Origin of the sequence: Coprococcus sp. AF16-5, from assembly GCF_003479365.1 — a bacterium.
GTDB lineage: Bacteria > Bacillota > Clostridia > Lachnospirales > Lachnospiraceae > Coprococcus > Coprococcus aceti.
This window is the reverse complement of record NZ_QUGZ01000001.1, coordinates 603,720-621,520: the sequence shown is the minus strand read 5'-3', so window position 1 is coordinate 621,520 and position 17,801 is coordinate 603,720. Positions and strand designations below refer to the sequence as shown.

The following is a 17,801-nucleotide window of genomic DNA, read 5'->3' as shown; positions in this document are numbered from 1 at the left end:
GAGAGCAAAGCTAAAAAAGGTAACGATGTCATGAGTGAGTGGAATAAGAAGTGGGCTGATGGAATATATGAAGCTGAGACTGCGGGCGGAAAGTAAGTGATCCGGTCTGCGGTGGATAAAAATAAAGCCGCTCAGGGCGGCGTAAATACGGACAAAAAAATAAAAGCTACTAACGGGAGTCGGACCCGTGACCTCAACATTACCAATGTTGCGCTCTACCACCTGAGCTATAGTAGCTTGCTTTTCAAAAGCAATAATAACTATAACAAAATGGACATCAAAAATCAAGTAAAATATTTACATTTGTGCGAAAAATAATGACAAATCAAAAGATAATTGTGGTACAAGCAGTAAAAGTATGGTAAACTAACTGTAATCGTGTGCAAATTCGGTTGCAGACATTTAGAATTATCAAAAAAAGCGGGAGGCAGTTTGGAAATGGCTGAAGAGATGACAGGTAAGAATTTCATTGAACAGATAATTGAGAAAGATATCGCAGAGGGTAAGGTGCCGAAGATCGTTACCAGATTCCCACCAGAGCCAAATGGATATTTACATATAGGACATGCCAAGTCAATACTTTTGAATTACGGACTGGCACAGCAGTATGGCGGACAGTTTAATCTCAGATTTGACGATACCAACCCTACAAAGGAGAAAACAGAGTTCGTAGAGTCAATACTTGCAGATGTCAAGTGGCTGGGAGCAGACTTTGGAGACAGAGTGTTCTTTGCATCAAATTACTTTGACCAGATGTACGAGGCTGCCATAAAGCTCATCAAGAAGGGCAAGGCATATGTGTGTGACCTCACAGCAGATGAAATCAGAGAGTACAGAGGAACTCTCACTGAGCCGGGCAAGAACAGCCCATACAGAGACAGAAGCATAGAGGAGAATCTTGATCTGTTCGAGAGAATGAAGAACGGTGAGTTCCCTGACGGAAGTAAGGTACTCCGTGCAAAGATAGATATGGCAAGCCCTAACATCAACATGAGAGATCCTATTATCTACAGAATAGCAAGAATGAACCACCACAACACAGGTGACAAGTGGTGCATTTACCCTATGTATGACTTTGCACATCCTATCGAGGATGCCATCGAGGGTGTTACACATTCTATATGTACACTTGAGTTTGAGGATCACAGACCTCTGTATGACTGGGTGGTTATGGAGCTCGGTTACAAGGATTCACCTGAGGGCACACCAAAGCAGATAGAGTTCGCAAAGCTTTACCTGACAAATGTCATAACAGGTAAGAGATACATCAAGAAGCTTGTCGAGGACGGAATAGTAGACGGATGGGATGACCCACGTCTTGTAAGCATTGCAGCCCTCAGAAGAAGAGGCTTCACACCATCAGCTATTAAGAAGTTCATGGAGCTGGTTGGAATATCCAAGAGCCAGTCGTCTGTTGATTACGCTATGCTTGAGTATTGCGTGAGAGACGACCTGAAGCTCACAGCCAAGAGATACATGGCAGTTGTTGATCCTGTAAAGCTTGTCATCGACAACTATCCTGAGGATCAGGTTGAGTACCTCGATGTCGAGAACAATCAGGAGAACGAGGAGCTCGGAAGCAGAAAGGTAGCATTCAGCAAGTATCTGTATATAGAGAGAGAGGACTTCATGGAGGAGCCTCCTAAGAAGTATTTCAGACTGTTCCCTGGCAACGAGGTTCGTCTTAAGAATGCATATTTCGTAAAGTGCGTGGGATTTGAGAAGGACGAGGACGGCAATGTCACAACAGTACATTGTACATATGACCCAGAGACAAGAAGCGGTTCAGGCTTTGAGGGACGTAAGGTCAAGGGAACCATTCACTGGGTATCGGCAGAGAGCGCAATAGATGCAGAGGTTCGTCTGTATGAGAATATCATCGATGAGGAGAAGGGGAAGCTCAACGACGATGGTACATTGAATCTCAATCCAAACTCACTTGTTATCAAACAGGGATGTAAGCTTGAGAAGGCATTTGAGGAGGCTCAGCCGGGAGAGGCATTCCAGTTCCTGAGAAATGGTTTCTTCTGTGTTGACTCAAAGGATTCTACAGCGGAGCATCCTGTATACAACAGGATCGTGTCACTCAAGAGTTCTTACAAGCCGGGCAAGTAATTACCGGGGATGCGTTTATAATTTATGATGTGGGGATTGGCGCTTATCCTGTGGGGGGATATGCGTACATCAAAATAGGTGATTGGAAACAAAAATATGAAAGATGAGAGTAAGAAGGTATACATACTTTTGTCAAAGACAAAAACAGTTCCTTCAAATCTCATAAAGCTTATGACCAGAGAGCCGTATTGTCACACATCTCTGGCACTGGACATAAGTCTTGATGAAATGTACAGTTTTGCAAGGAAAGGTGTATACAATCCATTTAACAGTGGATTTATCAGTGAGAACATAGAAAAGGGAATATTTGGAAAGCACAAGGGAACCAGATGCGCTGTGTATGAGCTGAAGGTCACGAGTAAGCAGTATGACAGGATACAGCAGGAGCTCGCCAGATTCAAGAAGCATCCGGACAGATACGGATATAACTTCATGGGTGTATTCAGCGTATTTTTCCATCTTGCGTATGAGAGGGAATACAGTTTCTTCTGTTCACAGTTCGTGGCATCGGTGTTGAAAAATGCCGGTGTGGATATATTCCACAAGAAACCGGGACTTGTCAAGCCGGGGGATTTCAGAAGGTGCCCTGAGCTCAGACCGATATTTACCGGGCTTCTCACAGAATACAGAGCATATCTCCATGAGAGAATGAAACAGGCTCATGGCATAGAGAACACAGGCAGAAGGCTTGGCATGATAAAGCCGGCGCTTCCGGATGGTCTCATTGCATGGAGAGTCAGTTAAAATAAGCCGCTTTACAGATATGTAAGGCGGCTTTTATTTATTGTCATGTGTTTATTATTCTACAAATGTGTGGCCAATCTTGATGATCCCTCTCGGGAGGGCGTCCTTGGAATTCTTCCATGGCTCGTTCTTGTATCTGTAGTCAAACTTGTCTATGAACCAGCTCAGGTCACCATTGACACGTTCCATATTGTCAAAGTATACCTTGTTGAGGATTTCGATGAACTGCGCATACTGTTCCTTGCTCAGTTTGTTCTGGCCTGTCTTGTACAGTATTCCGTAGTGGTATGTACAGAAGCCTTTGCTCGTAGCAAATTTGTCCCTGAACTCGGAATCTCTTTTCCACATATGGAAGATAGTGTCTACATAGCGTACGAACATGTCATCCATACGTCCACAAATGAAGCAGCTTTTCTCCATATTCTCTATATAATCGACAACAGGTGCATTTGGTGTGTTCTTGCCGAACAGACCGGCTTTGGCGGCGGGACCTTTGGCAGCCAGCGCCCTCATATCTTGTATAGTCTTATTCATATGGGTGTTCATCATGAGTGCCAGACCCAGACGATTCTTTTCCTGATAGAGCATTCTCAGATGATGACTGCAAAAACCAAGCTTGTCAGTCATGGCACGGTTGTCGTCCTCCATGTAGCTTGGCCCCATCGTATATTCAATTGCATTTCGTTCAAGATCCTTCTGCATCTGGCACATAGGGCATTCGCAGCCGCTGTCAAATGCATCGTTTACTGGTATAGTGTATATCTGTTCAGCCATAGATCCTCCTGTTTGTGATAGTGTCAGTTTTTGCCACACTGCTTATGTGACATTGAAAATAATATACAGGTATTATACAATAGCCTGGAGAAATTTATAAGACAAAAAGCACAATTATACAAATATGAAATGGCAGGTGTACGGAAGATGAATGTAAGTTGTGATGGCAATATAGTTACGGTAGACGGAGTGAAGGATTTCAGACTTTCTCAGATACTTGAGTGTGGTCAGTGCTTTCATTTTGACAAGCTTGATGATGAAGTGTATGAGGTCATAGCATTTGGCAGGGCTGTGAAGATGGAACAGTCAGGCGGCGTGCTCAGGATATATGGTTCATCCATGGAAGACTATGAAGGAATATGGCGTCCTTATCTGGATATGGACAACGATTACGGGCTCATCAAGGAGAGTGTCATAAAGGCGGACAGCGCACTTCAGACGGCTGTGAATGAGAAGGATGGAATACGTATACTCAATCAGGACTTCTTTGAGACGCTTATATCATTTATCATATCCCAGAACAAGAATATCCCTCAGATAAAACAGTGTGTGAAAAATATATCGCATAGATTTGGTGATGAGGTCATAGGATATAATGGCGAGGCATTTTATGTGTTCCCTGATGTAGACAGACTTCATGAGGTCACAGAGGATGAGCTCAGGGAGTGCAAGGTCGGATTCCGTGCTCCATACATAATGAATGCGACGGAGGCGGTGTACTCGGGAAATGTCACAAAGGAGAAGCTTGACGCACTTGACATAGAACAGGCAAGGGAACTTCTCATGACTATAAAGGGAGTAGGAGAGAAAGTTGCCAACTGTGTCCTGCTCTTTGGACTTGGAAGACGTGAGGCTTTCCCTGTGGATGTGTGGATGAAGAGGATCATGGAGAGCATGTACTTTGATGGCAAGGACACAAAAAAACTGGAGATAGAGGCATTTGCCGTGAAAAAGTTCGGAAATCTCGGGGGATATGCGCAGCAGTATCTGTTTGACTATGCAAGAACGACTCTTTTTAAGTGATATGTATTACTGTAGATGACAGACATATTTTTATATATTTTTTAGAAAATAAGGGTTGATTTTTTTATAGAAATGGATAGAATATAAAACAGTGTTAGCACTCACATAAATTGAGTGCTAAGAACGAAGATGAGAAAATAAAAGAAAAAATAAATCAGGAGGTATATATCATGAAGTTAAGACCACTTGGAGACAGAGTAGTATTAAAGCAGTCAGTAGCAGAGGAGACAACAAAGTCAGGAATCGTATTACCAGGCCAGGCAAAGGAGAAGCCACAGTATGCAGAGGTTATAGAGGTTGGCCCTGGAGCAGTTGTTGATGGCAAGCTGGTTCCTATGGACGTTAAGGTTGGAGATACAGTTATATATCAGAAGTTCGCTGGTTCAGAGGTTAAGCTTGACGACGAAGAGTACATAGTTATCAAGCAGGACAGCATCCTTGCAATCGTTGAGAAGTAAAAGCATATATCCAGACAGCGTGAGCTGTGGGAGACATATGCGGATGATATATATGTAATATAACATGGAGGTAGATAGAAATGGCAAAGGAAATTAAGTACGGTGCTGAGGCTAGAAAGGCACTTGAGGCAGGAGTTAATCAGTTAGCAGATACAGTAAGAGTTACACTTGGACCTAAAGGAAGAAACGTTGTACTTGCAAAGTCATACGGTTCACCACTCATCACAAATGATGGTGTTACAATAGCAAAGGACATCGAGCTTGAGGATGCATTTGAGAACATGGGTGCTCAGATCGTCAAGGAAGTTGCAACAAAGACAAACGATGTTGCAGGTGATGGTACTACAACAGCTACAGTTCTTGCACAGGCTATGATCAATGAAGGAATGAAGAATCTGGCAGCAGGTGCTAATCCTATCGTTCTCAGAAAGGGAATGAAGAAGGCTTGCGACAAGGCAGTTGAGGCTATTCTTGATATGAGTGAGACTATCAGCGGAAAGGATCAGATCGCAAGAGTTGCATCTATCTCAGCTGGTGACGATGAGGTTGGACAGATGGTTGCCGACGCTATGGAGAAAGTGTCAAAGGATGGAGTCATCACAATCGAAGAGTCAAAGTCAATGAAGACAGAGCTCGACCTTGTAGAAGGTATGCAGTTCGACAGAGGTTATATTTCAGCTTACATGGCAACAGATATGGAGAAGATGGTTGCAGAGCTTGATAACCCATATATACTTATTACAGATAAGAAGATCTCAAATATCCAGGAGATCCTTCCACTTCTTGAGCAGATCGTTCAGAGCGGATCAAAGCTACTGATCATCGCTGAGGATATCGAGGGTGAGGCTCTCACAACACTTATCGTCAACAAGCTGCGTGGTACATTCCAGGTAGTAGCTGTAAAGGCTCCTGGTTATGGCGACAGAAGAAAAGAGATGCTTCAGGATATCGCTATTCTTACAGGCGGTAAGGTAATCTCAGAGGAGCTTGGATATGAGCTCAAGGATGCTACTCTTGATGACCTTGGACGTGCAAAGAGTGCTAAGATCACAAAGGAGAACACAGTTATCGTTGATGGTATGGGCGCTAAGGAAGACATCGCAGGTCGTGTAAATGTCATCAAGGCTCAGCTTGAGGAGACAACATCAGAGTTTGATAAAGAGAAGCTTCAGGAGAGACTCGCAAAGCTTGCCGGTGGAGTTGCAGTTATCAGAGTCGGCGCAGCTACAGAGACAGAGATGAAGGAAGCTAAGCTCCGTATGGAGGATGCCCTTAATGCCACAAGAGCTGCAGTTGAAGAGGGAATCATCTCAGGTGGTGGTTCAGCATACATCCACGCTGCAAAGAAGGTTGCAGAGCTTGTAAAGGATCTTGAGGGCGATGAGAAGACAGGCGCTAAGGTAGTTCTCAAGGCTATGGAGGCTCCACTGTTCCACATCGCAGCCAATGCAGGACTTGAGGGATCAGTCATCATCAACAAGATCAAAGAGTCTGAGGTTGGTGTGGGCTTTGATGCATACAATGAGACATATGTCAACATGATCGAGGCAGGAATCATTGATCCTGTTAAGGTTACAAGAAGTGCACTTCAGAACGCTACATCAGTTGCTTCAACAATGCTCACAACAGAGTCAGTTGTAGCTGATATCAAGGAAGACGCTCCAGCAATGCCAGCAGGCGGAGCAGGAATGGGCGGCGGAATGGGCTTCTAAGGAATAGAGTCAGACACGATTTCGCAGTAAAATACAAAGACTAAGATAAAAAAGGATCACATCATTCGTAATCGGGTGATGTGTTTCTTTTTTTATGTAGGTTAATTGACACTAACCGGCATGTGTGAGATAATCAGAACAGATATTTTTCGACTAAGGGAAAGTATGGGTTACAAAAAAGTTATAAATGAAAGGCAGGAAGAGATGGGAGAAGATAACAACAGCTTTGGCGGCTATCAGCCAACAGAAGACAACAGACAGGCGGGACAGCAGAATCCATATGCCGGTGCGCCTCAGTATGGACAGAACGACCAGAACTATGGTCAGTCAGACGGCCAGTATGGACAGAACGACCAGAACTATGGTCAGTCAGACGGCCAGTATGGACAGAATTATGGTCAGCCAGGTGGACAGTATGATCAGAATTATGGTCAGCCAGGCGGCCAGTATGGACAGAATTATGGCCAGCCAGGTGGCCAGTACGGACAGGGATATGGTCAGTATGGTCAGGGCTACGGACAGCCGGGAGATCCATACGGACAGAATTATGCTAACCAGGACATGAATATGGGCGGAGGTCCGGCATATCCACAGAATAATATGCAGCCACAGGAGAGCAAAGGCGTATCCATAGCATCTATGGTGCTTGGTATCTTTTCTCTTACATTTGGATGTTGTATCACATATGTGGGAATTGCCACAGCCATTGCGGGACTGATAACAGGTATCATAAGTCTTAAGGATAAGAAGCCTGGCAAGGGAATGGCTATCGCAGGTATTATAATGAGCGCAATAGCACTTGTGTTCCTGGTGTTCTGTATTATCCTGGTTCTTACATCGGACACATATCAGGATATGGTGGACGAAATACTCAGACAGATACAGTCAGGAAGCTATTAAAAATGTAATAAATTGAATAAAGAGAAGTGATCGAGAGGCCGCCGGATTTCGGGCGGCCTCTTGTTATGTGCACCAAGCTGATAATATTTGAACGTTTAATACTGTGTGGGTGATTGAATCTAAAGGTGGATTAGTGTTATTATTATGGAAGTGCGTAGAAGGTATCAGAAAGGAGGTCCTGTATTATGGAGAGTGATTATATTATTGAAGATACAGACATCAGGCGTCTTATTGTGAAAGCGGTAGAGGCGAGAGAAATGGCATATGCCAGGTACTCACAGTTTAAGGTTGGGGCAGCACTCCTGGCTGGCCGGGAGAATTCTTCGGATGCAGATGAAGTCGTTGGCAGAGAGACAGACAGCCGCGATAGAAATGCGAATGAATACAGAGTGTTCACGGGCTGTAATATAGAAAATTCCTCGTATGGTGCAACTATATGCGCAGAACGTGCAGCGGTGTGTAATGCAGTGAGTAGTGGCTATAAAGATTTCAAAGCGATTGCTATTGTCGGTGGCCTGAATAGTACAGGGATAAATGGAATAACATATCCATGTGGGATATGCAGACAGGTGCTCTCGGAATTTTCTGCGGATATGTATGTTATCGCAGCACATTCAGAGGATGATTACGACATGAGAAGATTGTCAGAGTTTCTTCCGGCTTCGTTTGGTGCCGGACAGATGGAATAGTGAGCGTTGAAAATTTATATAGAAGGAGAATATGAATTGGGAAATATCAAAGATTTAAAGGCTTACAGAATAGTTGAGGAGAAGGATCTACCGGAGGTACATGGCAAGGGATATGTGCTGGAGCATATAAAGACAAAGGCAAGGGTCCTCATCATTGAGAATGACGATGTGAATAAGGTATTCAATATAGGCTTCAGGACACCTCCATATGATGATTCAGGAATACCTCATATAATTGAGCACTCAGTGCTTTGTGGTTCAAAGAAATATCCGGTAAAGGATCCATTTGTTGAGCTGGCAAAAGGTTCTCTGAACACCTTTCTGAACGCCATGACTTATTCAGACAAGACGGTATATCCTATAGCGAGCTTCAATCAGAAGGACTTTGAGAACATCATGAGTGTGTATCTGGATGCAGTGTTCTATCCGGATATCTATATACATGATGAGATCATGAAGCAGGAGGGCTGGCACTACGAGCTTGACTCTATGGACGGAGACCTGAAGTACAACGGAGTTGTGTATAATGAGATGAAGGGCGTGTACTCAAGTCCTGAGTCGATTATGTACAGAGAGATAGAGTCATCACTCATGCCGGACACTCCATATGGCAATGATTCAGGCGGTGATCCGGTATCCATACCTACACTCACCCTTGAGAGATTCAGAGATTTCCACAGGACATATTATCATCCATCGAACAGTTATATTTATCTGTATGGTGACTGTGATATGGCGAAGGAGCTGGAATTTATAGATGAGGAGTATCTGTCACATTACGATTACAAGGAGATAGATTCAGCGATCCCTCTTCAGAAGCCATTTGACGAGATGAAGGATATCACTAAGGAGTACTCCATAGCTGATACTGATCCAGAGGAGAACAATTCCATACTCACATACAGCAAGATAACAGGGCTCAGCACCGAAAAGAAGAAGGTTACAGCCCTTGAAATACTTGAGTACGTGCTCATGGATGCGCCGGGAGCTGTCCTGAAGAAAGCTCTGACTGATGCGGGTATAGGCGAGGAGGTCTACAGCTCATTTGACAATGGCTGTCAGCAGACCACATTCTCTATCATAGCAAGAGGCGCGGATAAGAACGATAAGGACAGATTCATAAAGATAATAGATGATACATTTGAAGAACTCAGCCATGGTATAGATAAGGATGCGGTTGAGGCTGCAATCAACAAGTTTGAGTTCAAGCACAAGGAGGCCAATTTTGGAAGGTTTCCTAAGGGACTTATGTACGGACTGGATGCATTTAACAGCTGGCTGTATGACGATACCAAGGCACTCATGTTTTTTGAGATGAATGATGTGTATAAGGAGCTGAGAGAGGATCTTCAGAATGGATACTTTGAGCAGCTTATAAAGGAATGTTTCATTGATAATACATTTGGCCTGTATCTCACCATGAACCCTAAGAAGGGTCTTGACCAGGAGAATGAGAAGAAGATCGCTGATGAGCTTGCGGCATACAAGGCTACGCTCAGCCGTGAGGAGCTTGAGAAGATCGTGGAGGATACAAAGGCGCTCAAGGAGTATCAGGCGACTCCTTCATCCGCAGAGGATCTTGCCAAGGTTCCGCTTCTGGCGATAGATGACATTGACAAAGAGGCTGAGAAGCTCAAGAATGTTGAGTCTGAGATCGGCGGACTTCCGGTTGTAAGCCACGATATATTTACAAACGGTATAGGATATCTGAGGTTCTATTTCAATATAAATGATATAGATAATGACCTTGTGCCATATCTTGCTGTGCTGTCATGCCTGTTTAAATATATTGACACAGAGAAGCATACCTATGGACAGCTTTCAAATGAGATAGACAGTAATATAGGTGGAATAGAATTTGATATGGTTGGATATGCCAGTGACACGGATATCAAGAAGTTCTTTTACGTGTCAATGAAGGCACTCTATGAGAAGCTTCCATATGCCGTTGAACTGATGAAGGAGATTATGTTCTCATCTAAGATCGATGACAGGAAGAGACTGAAGGAGCTCCTGACGGAGGAGAAGTCCAGCATGAAGAATGGCATGGCTGCATCGGGACATGTGACCGCATACACCAGAGCCATGTCCTATATAGATGAGGGAGCAAGATTCACGGATGAGACCTGTGGAATCGCTTATTATGAATTCCTGTGTGACATAGTGGATCACTTCGATGAGAAGTACGATGACTTCATTGAGAAGCTTCAGTATGCCCTTGCAGAGGTACTCAGAAAGGGGGCACTTACGGTTTCATATACAGGAAATGAGGACGTGACAGATCTGCTTGAGGAATCATTTGCGGACTTTGGCATGGCACTCTCTACAAGACCTGCACATAAGGATGTGAAGCCTTTTGAGAAGGATCTCAAGAATGAGGGCTTCAAGACAGCCAGCCAGGTTCAGTATGTTGCCATAGCGGGTAATTTTGAGGATGCGGGATACAAGTACGACAGCTCACTGAGCGTTCTCAAAATCATATTCTCATATGGTTATCTGTGGGAAAATGTCCGTGTGAAGGGCGGCGCATATGGTGCCATGTGCTCATTCCTCAGGAATGGAACCTGCTATATGAGCTCATACAGAGATCCAAACCTCATGGAGACATATGACATATTCAAGAATGCATATAAGTTCGTGGAGAACTTTGAGTGCTCAGACAGAGATATGACCAAGTATATCATTGGAACCATGGCTCAGATAGATGCACCGACGACTCCTGTTGCGGAGGGTATAAGCCATATGGCGAGATACTTTATGGGAGTTACAGATGAACAGATCCAGAGAGAGCGTGATAAGATCCTCTCCACCGACAGAGATGCCATCAGAGCCCTTGCACCACTTGTGAAGGCTGTTACGGATTCAGGAATCATCTGCGCCATCGGCGGAGAGAGCAAGATAGAGGAGAATAAGGACAACTTCAAGGATGTACTTGCGATTTTCTAGGTATAGCCGACAGTCGATATAATGAGCGCAAGTGAGTGGGCGTGCTTGCATGACTTGCGAGCGGCGAATTAGGGTCATGACATAGTAAAGCTAGATGCGTATGCGTAGGTTAGCCTGCGCATGCAGGATGAAGGAGATATATGAATAAAGAATACAAATCAGGCTTCGTGTCCATCATAGGCAGACCAAACGTTGGAAAGTCGACACTTATGAACAGACTGATAGGACAGAAGATAGCGATAACAAGCAACAAGGCGCAGACCACGAGAAACAGGATACAGACCGTGTATACCAGCGATAAGGGACAGATTATCTTCCTGGACACACCGGGAATAAACAGGGCGAAGAACAAGCTTGGAGAGTACATGCTCAAGGTTGCTGAGAGTACGCTGGATGAGGTCGATGTGGTTCTCTGGATAGTTGAGGCCACAACATTTATCGGTGCAGGAGAGCGGTATATCATAGAACAGCTCCAGCATGTAAAGACACCTATAATTGTGGTTGTGAACAAGATAGACAACGTGGAGGAGAGCAAGGTATTTGAGGCGATAAATACCTATAAAGATGCCTGTGACTTTGCGGAAATAGTTCCTGTGTCGGCATTAAAGGGCAAGAACACAGATGAGCTCATAGATACCATTATGAAGTATCTTCCGTATGGACCACAGTATTATGATGAGGACACGATCACTGACCAGCCGGAGAGACAGATAGTTGCCGAACTCATCAGGGAGCAGGCGCTCCGTCAGCTTGATAAAGAGGTTCCCCATGGTATTGCAGTTGTGATTGATTCCATGAAAGAGAGACCGGATGGCGGCCTGATCGATATCGATGCGACAATCATATGTGAGAGGGACTCCCACAAGGGAATCATCATAGGAAAGCAGGGCGTCATGCTGAAGAAGATCGGTACTCATGCGAGATATGGAATAGAGAGACTTCTTGACACCAAGGTCAATCTGAAGCTTTGGGTAAAGGTCAAGAAGGACTGGAGAGATACAGATACATTGCTAAGGAACTTTGGGTTTAGAGACGAGTAGTGTGTGCAAACAGGATCGGTAAATGTGCAGTTGCTGCGGGCAGTGCATAGTTTGCCGATCTTGTCATGTTAAATTTGTTATGGAGGTGGATATACAATTGAGAGAAGAAGTAACATTGCATGGAATTGTACTGTCCAGCAGCCTCCAGAGCGAATATGACAGGAGAATGGTGGTCCTCACCAAAGAACGGGGCAGGATCACAGTATTTGCAACAGGTGTGAGGAGAGGAACGAATCCGCTCCAGTCCAAGACACAGATGTTTGTCATGGGAAGTTTTACATTGATCCCGGCGCGGGATTCATACAGGCTTGTGAATATAGATGTGGATGAATATTTCCATCAGCTCACCATGGACATAGATGCATACTGTTATGCATCGTATTTCTGCGAGGTCATGGGCTTCATGACCCATGAGGGAGACAGGGCAGCAGATTACCTCAATCTTCTGTATGTGAGTCTTAAGGCTCTGGAGAAGGGGCAGATGCCAGCAAAGCTCATCCGGTGTGTGTACGAGATAAAACTCATGGATGTGTTCGGACAGGGAATACAGAGCTTCCACTGTCCGGTATGTGGCAAGGCTGAGGTGTCAAATGTATTCGATGCAGCATCGGGTGGACTGCTCTGCGATGGATGCAAAGGCCGGGCAAAACATCCGCTTCATCTATCGGATGACGCAGTATACACGATACAATACATAAATGGTGCACCGCTTGGCAAGATGTACAACTTCAATGTGTCAGATCCTGTACTGGCGGAGATACAGCTAGTGTCGAAGCAGTTCATGGATATGTATGTGGACAGGAAGTTCAAATCGGTGGAGATCATAGACTCGCTGCCATGAAAAAAAGAAGAGAATCCTACATGACGTGAGATTCTCTTCTTTTTGTATATTACCTGTCTAAAATACAAATCACAGAGAGTGTATTATTTTAGAGAACGCCTTCATCGCGCCGGGAAGTTTTTCATATGGTATGGCGCTGAAACCAAACAGAAGCTGGTTCTCAGGACAGAGATTCTTTCTTATCCAGAATGGTTCTGTGGAGAAGATTCGTATGCCTTTCTGTTCAAAAGCTGATATGAGCTCTGTCTGGGTAAGCTTTGAGTTCTTAACCTCTGCCACAAAGTGGAGACCGGCTCCGGCACCATACATGATCACATCATCTTCAAGATTCTGTTTCACATAATTCAATATATAATCATGCTTCTTTTTATAGTGATTCTTCATGGCGCCTATGTGGCGCTGATAATTACCACTCTGTATAAATTCAATAAGTGCAAGCTGCAGAACCGTTGGAACTGTGCAGTTGGTGTGTGAATATCTGGATTCATATGCCTTCATCAGATCTGCTGGAAGCACCATATATGATATTCGAAGATCCGGTGACATGGATTTGGAAAATGTCCCGAGATATATAGTGTGGTCGCTGTTATCGATGGATTGCAGGGATGGAATTGGTCTGCTTTGGTATCTGAGCTCGCTGTCGTAATCATCCTCGATGATATAACTTCCCGATTGAGCCGCCCACTCTATGAGCTCTAGCCTCTTGCTGATAGGCAATATGCTTCCCATAGGGAATTGGTGGGATGGGGTCACATATAACAGCGTGTCTCTGAGCCTCTGTATATGGTCTATTGATACACCGTCATTCTCAAGAGGTATGGGGATGATCCTGAACGGACTCTGGCTGACGATCTCCCATGTTCCGTTGTAGCCAGGGTCCTCCATGGCAAATGAATAGTCTGACGGACTGAATATATGCGTGATTATATCTATTGATCTCTGGTGGCCGCTCGTGAGAATGATCTGCTCCGGTGTGCAGTTTACACCTCTGGACATGTACAGATATTCGGTGATAAGACTGCGGAGGGTGTAACTTCCCTGTGACATCTGGTAGGAGGCGGTATCGGCCATGGATATCATGTCCCAGGCGTTCATAAGGCATTTGCGCCATGCCCTGGAGTGATAGCAGTTGTAGTCCAGATTGCCGTAGCTGAACGTGTAGTCAAATGTCTTTCCTGATTGTCTGGAAGAATGCTGTATATTGTGGCTTTGTCTTGGCTTTTTGTCCGGAGAAAATGCAGAGATGTTCTCAACATAGTAGCCTGAGCCTGTCACGGAGCGTATATATCCTTCAAGTTCAAGCTGGTTGTAAGCAGATACTACTGTGTTGCGGCTCAGTTTATGTTCGGCGGCTAGCTGCCTTGTTGCAGGGAGCTTTTCACCTGCAGCATAGTGCTCATTAAGTATCTCGGATTTCATTTGTTCATATAATTGTTCGTATAGAGACTTATCGGAGGCCTTGTCTATTGATATCATTTCCGTGTTCCTTTCCTGCATATTATAAGCGTTAAAAATACCTTGTATCATTGGATATTTGCGTATTACTTGATTTGTTCATATTCCAATACTGCAAATTGGAACTATAAAAATACTTGAAATTGGAACTTTAGAAAGAACCAATCTGGTGCTATTATACAAGAGTCATAGCGAGTAAGCAATAAGAAGAAGTCATAAGGTGATGTCTGACGGCACAAATTATAGTAGCTTTGTATAAATAATATTACAAAATATGCCGTGAACCTTGCAAAAATATTTGAATGAGTATAAAATAAGGCGGATAGAGTGAAAAAATGCAAATTCGAATATGATTTGGAGGATTACAATGGAAAAGACATTAGACAAGATCGTTGCATTGGCAAAGAGCAGAGGATTTGTTTATCCAGGTTCAGAGATTTACGGTGGTCTCGCAAATACATGGGACTATGGTAATCTCGGAGTTGAACTCAAGAACAATGTTAAGAGAGCATGGTGGAAGAAATTCATCCAGGAGAACCCTTACAATGTAGGAGTTGACTGTGCTATCCTTATGAACCCACAGACATGGGTTGCTTCAGGCCACCTTGGAGGATTTGCTGATCCTCTTATGGATTGCAAAGAGTGTCATGAGAGATTCCGTGCAGATAAACTTATAGAGGACTTTATGGCTGAAAACGGAGTTGTTCCAGAGGGCGCAGTAGACGGATGGAGCAACGAGCAGATGGAAGAGTACGTTGAGAAGAACAATATCTGCTGTCCAACATGTGGTAAGCACAACTTCACAGGCATCAGACAGTTCAACCTTATGTTCAAGACATTCCAGGGTGTAACTGAGGATGCCAAGAACACTGTATACCTGAGACCGGAGACTGCACAGGGTATATTTGTCAACTTCAAGAATGTACAGAGAACTTCAAGAAAGAAGGTTCCATTTGGAATTGGCCAGATAGGAAAGTCATTCAGAAATGAGATAACACCTGGTAACTTCACATTCAGAACAAGAGAGTTCGAGCAGATGGAGCTTGAGTTCTTCTGCAAGCCGGGTACAGATATGGAGTGGTTTGAGTACTGGAGAAGCTTCTGTATCAACTGGCTCAAGGATCTCGGAATCAAGGATGATGAGATGAGAGCCCGTGACCATTCACCTGAGGAGCTTTGTTTCTACTCCAAGGGAACAACAGATATCGAGTATTTATTCCCATTTGGATGGGGTGAGCTCTGGGGAATCGCTGACAGAACAGATTACGATCTGACACAGCACCAGAATACATCAGGAGAGTCCATGGAGTACTTCGATGACGAGACAAAGGAGAAGTACATTCCATATGTAATCGAGCCATCACTTGGTGCTGACCGTGTTACACTGGCATTCCTGTGTGCTGCATATGACGAGGAGAACATCGGAACAGAGGAGAAGCCAGACATCCGTACAGTCCTTCATTTCCACCCACAGCTTGCACCGGTTAAGATCGGTGTGCTTCCACTTTCCAAGAAGCTCAACGAGGGTGCAGAGAAGATTTATGCAGAGCTTTCAAAGTACTACAACTGTGAGTTCGATGACAGAGGCAACATAGGTAAGAGATATAGAAGACAGGATGAGATAGGAACACCGTTCTGTGTAACATATGATTTCGATTCTGTTGAGGATGGAGCAGTCACAGTTCGTGACAGAGATACCATGGAGCAGGAGAGAGTCAAGATTGAAGATCTGAAGGCTTACTTTGAGAAGAAATTTGAATATTAATTGATGGTGTGACCGGAGATAATACGGGACACTGAATTACAGGAGGCATTAAGATGCATAGTAAAGAGTTATTTTCAGAATACGAGGCAAATGTAAGATCGTACAGCAGAAGTTTCCCAGAGATATTTACAAAGGCCAAGGGAGCCAAGATGTATGACGAGAATGGTAAGGAGTATATAGACTTCTTCGCAGGAGCAGGCGCGCTGAACTATGGTCATAACAATGATTATATAAAGGAGAAGGTTATCGATTACATCCAGAGCGATGGAATCATGCATTCTCTTGACATGATGACAGCACCAAAGGCTGAATTCATCGAGTTTTTTGAGAAAAAGGTCCTTGAGCCTAGAGGACTTGATTACAAGATCATGTTCGCAGGTCCTACAGGAACAAATGCAGTTGAGTCACTCTTAAAGCTTGCACGTAAGGTCAAGAAGAGAGAGATGATCTGGGCATATATGGGTTGTTTCCATGGTATGACACTTGGCTCAATATCACTTACAAGTGATGCTGCAAGCCGTGCAGGAGCAGGCGTTGGACTTGACAACGTATACCACATTCCAGCTCCTTACATGTTCCCAGAGCTTGATACGATCAAGTTCATGCAGACACTTCTTGATGACGATCACTCAGGTGTTGAGAAGCCTGCAGCAATCTTTATCGAGACAGTACAGGCAGATGGTGGTGTAAATGTATTCTCAGTAGAGTACCTCAAGGCACTCCGTGAGTTCTGTGATAAGAACGATATCCTTATGGTTGTTGATGACGTACAGGTAGGCTGTGCAAGAACAGGTACATTCTTCTCATTTGAGAGAGCAGGAATCAAGCCTGATATGTTCTCACTTTCAAAGTCAATCGGCGGATACCCATTCCCTATGGGACTTGCAATGTTCAAGCCGGAGTATGATCTCTGGAAGCCGGGTGAGCATTCAGGTACATTCCGTGGAATCCAGCTCTCAATGGTAGCTGCAAAGGCAGGACTTGAGTTCATGCTTGACAACAACATCGAGGCAGAGACAAGACGTAAGGGCGAGATAGTTAGAGAGTATCTTGAGAAGAATATAGACGGCGATCCAAATGTAATTGCAACACGTGGTATCGGACTCCTCTGGGGCGTAGAGGTTAAGGACGATGCAACAGCAGGTGCCATCACAGCAAGAGCTTTCAAGAAGGGTCTTGTAATAGAGAGAGCTGGCCGTGACAACGCGGTCATCAAGATCATGCCACCACTTATCATCTCAGATGAGGATCTTATTGCAGGTCTTGATATTCTCAAGGCAGCTATTGATGGTGAGTAATTTGTAATTTAATGAGCATTGTGACAGTTGTAATTGCGCAA

14 protein-coding genes and 1 tRNA gene are annotated in these 17,801 nt (G+C 44.3%); 12 read left to right on the top strand and 3 right to left on the bottom strand.

The features are described from left to right. Window positions 1–164 precede the first annotated feature (164 nt). Window positions 165–237 (bottom strand) — tRNA-Thr (locus DWW70_RS02730). A 201-nt stretch (window positions 238–438) separates the two neighbouring features. On the opposite strand from DWW70_RS02730, the gene DWW70_RS02725 reads away from it, so the two are divergent. Together DWW70_RS02725 and DWW70_RS02720 are read left to right on the top strand one after the other, a co-directional pair. Further along, window positions 439–2,115: a glutamine--tRNA ligase/YqeY domain fusion protein gene (locus DWW70_RS02725; protein WP_055144198.1), complete on the top strand. Its 1,677-nt coding sequence runs from the start codon at window positions 439–441 to the stop codon at window positions 2,113–2,115. 96 nt (window positions 2,116–2,211) lie between these two features. After that, window positions 2,212–2,859 (top strand): hypothetical protein, encoded by a 648-nt coding sequence (locus tag DWW70_RS02720; RefSeq protein WP_055144201.1) that lies wholly within the window; start codon window positions 2,212–2,214, stop codon window positions 2,857–2,859. A gap of 54 nt (window positions 2,860–2,913) precedes the next feature. Here the strand turns inward: DWW70_RS02720 and DWW70_RS02715 are convergent, their stop codons facing one another. Next, on the bottom strand, window positions 2,914–3,633 hold the full coding sequence (locus DWW70_RS02715) for a DUF6062 family protein (protein WP_015534143.1): 720 nt from the start codon (window positions 3,631–3,633) through the stop codon (window positions 2,914–2,916). A gap of 147 nt (window positions 3,634–3,780) precedes the next feature. Here DWW70_RS02715 and DWW70_RS02710 point away from each other — a divergent pair, with 147 nt between their 5' ends. The 8 genes from DWW70_RS02710 (at window position 3,781) to recO (ending at window position 13,242) form a co-directional block, all read left to right on the top strand. Further along, on the top strand, window positions 3,781–4,656 hold the full coding sequence (locus DWW70_RS02710) for a DNA-3-methyladenine glycosylase family protein (protein ID WP_022216012.1): 876 nt from the start codon (window positions 3,781–3,783) through the stop codon (window positions 4,654–4,656). Between the two features lie 170 nt (window positions 4,657–4,826). Continuing rightward, entirely contained in the window at window positions 4,827–5,114 is a 288-nt protein-coding gene (locus tag DWW70_RS02705; protein WP_015534141.1) for a co-chaperone GroES, read from the top strand. Window positions 5,115–5,194: 80 nt separating this feature from the next. Next, entirely contained in the window at window positions 5,195–6,826 is a 1,632-nt protein-coding gene (groL, locus tag DWW70_RS02700; protein ID WP_004853959.1) for a chaperonin GroEL, read from the top strand. 165 nt (window positions 6,827–6,991) lie between these two features. After that, the gene (locus DWW70_RS02695; protein ID WP_242849641.1) at window positions 6,992–7,726 is read left to right on the top strand and encodes a DUF4190 domain-containing protein; all 735 of its coding nucleotides are present in this window, start codon (window positions 6,992–6,994) and stop codon (window positions 7,724–7,726) included. A 185-nt stretch (window positions 7,727–7,911) separates the two neighbouring features. Continuing rightward, window positions 7,912–8,415 (top strand): cytidine deaminase, encoded by a 504-nt coding sequence (locus tag DWW70_RS02690; protein WP_015534138.1) that lies wholly within the window; start codon window positions 7,912–7,914, stop codon window positions 8,413–8,415. Window positions 8,416–8,451: 36 nt separating this feature from the next. After that, on the top strand, window positions 8,452–11,361 hold the full coding sequence (locus DWW70_RS02685; RefSeq protein WP_173795373.1) for an insulinase family protein: 2,910 nt from the start codon (window positions 8,452–8,454) through the stop codon (window positions 11,359–11,361). A gap of 140 nt (window positions 11,362–11,501) precedes the next feature. Continuing rightward, window positions 11,502–12,401 (top strand): GTPase Era, encoded by a 900-nt coding sequence (era, locus tag DWW70_RS02680; RefSeq protein ID WP_015534137.1) that lies wholly within the window; start codon window positions 11,502–11,504, stop codon window positions 12,399–12,401. Between the two features lie 97 nt (window positions 12,402–12,498). Continuing rightward, complete coding sequence (gene recO, locus DWW70_RS02675; protein WP_022216007.1) at window positions 12,499–13,242, top strand: DNA repair protein RecO; 744 nt, start codon at window positions 12,499–12,501, stop codon at window positions 13,240–13,242. Window positions 13,243–13,311: 69 nt separating this feature from the next. Here the strand turns inward: recO and pdxR are convergent, their stop codons facing one another. Then, the gene (gene pdxR / locus DWW70_RS02670; protein ID WP_243017648.1) at window positions 13,312–14,718 is read right to left on the bottom strand and encodes a MocR-like pyridoxine biosynthesis transcription factor PdxR; all 1,407 of its coding nucleotides are present in this window, start codon (window positions 14,716–14,718) and stop codon (window positions 13,312–13,314) included. A gap of 346 nt (window positions 14,719–15,064) precedes the next feature. Between pdxR and DWW70_RS02665 the strand changes: the two genes are divergently transcribed. Then, window positions 15,065–16,462, top strand: coding sequence for a glycine--tRNA ligase (locus DWW70_RS02665; protein ID WP_022057995.1), 1,398 nt, complete (start codon window positions 15,065–15,067; stop codon window positions 16,460–16,462). 53 nt (window positions 16,463–16,515) lie between these two features. Further along, window positions 16,516–17,760 carry an aspartate aminotransferase family protein gene (locus DWW70_RS02660; protein WP_022216005.1) on the top strand — a complete coding sequence of 415 codons (1,245 nt, stop codon included), beginning with the start codon at window positions 16,516–16,518 and terminating at the stop codon, window positions 17,758–17,760. Window positions 17,761–17,801 lie beyond the last annotated feature (41 nt).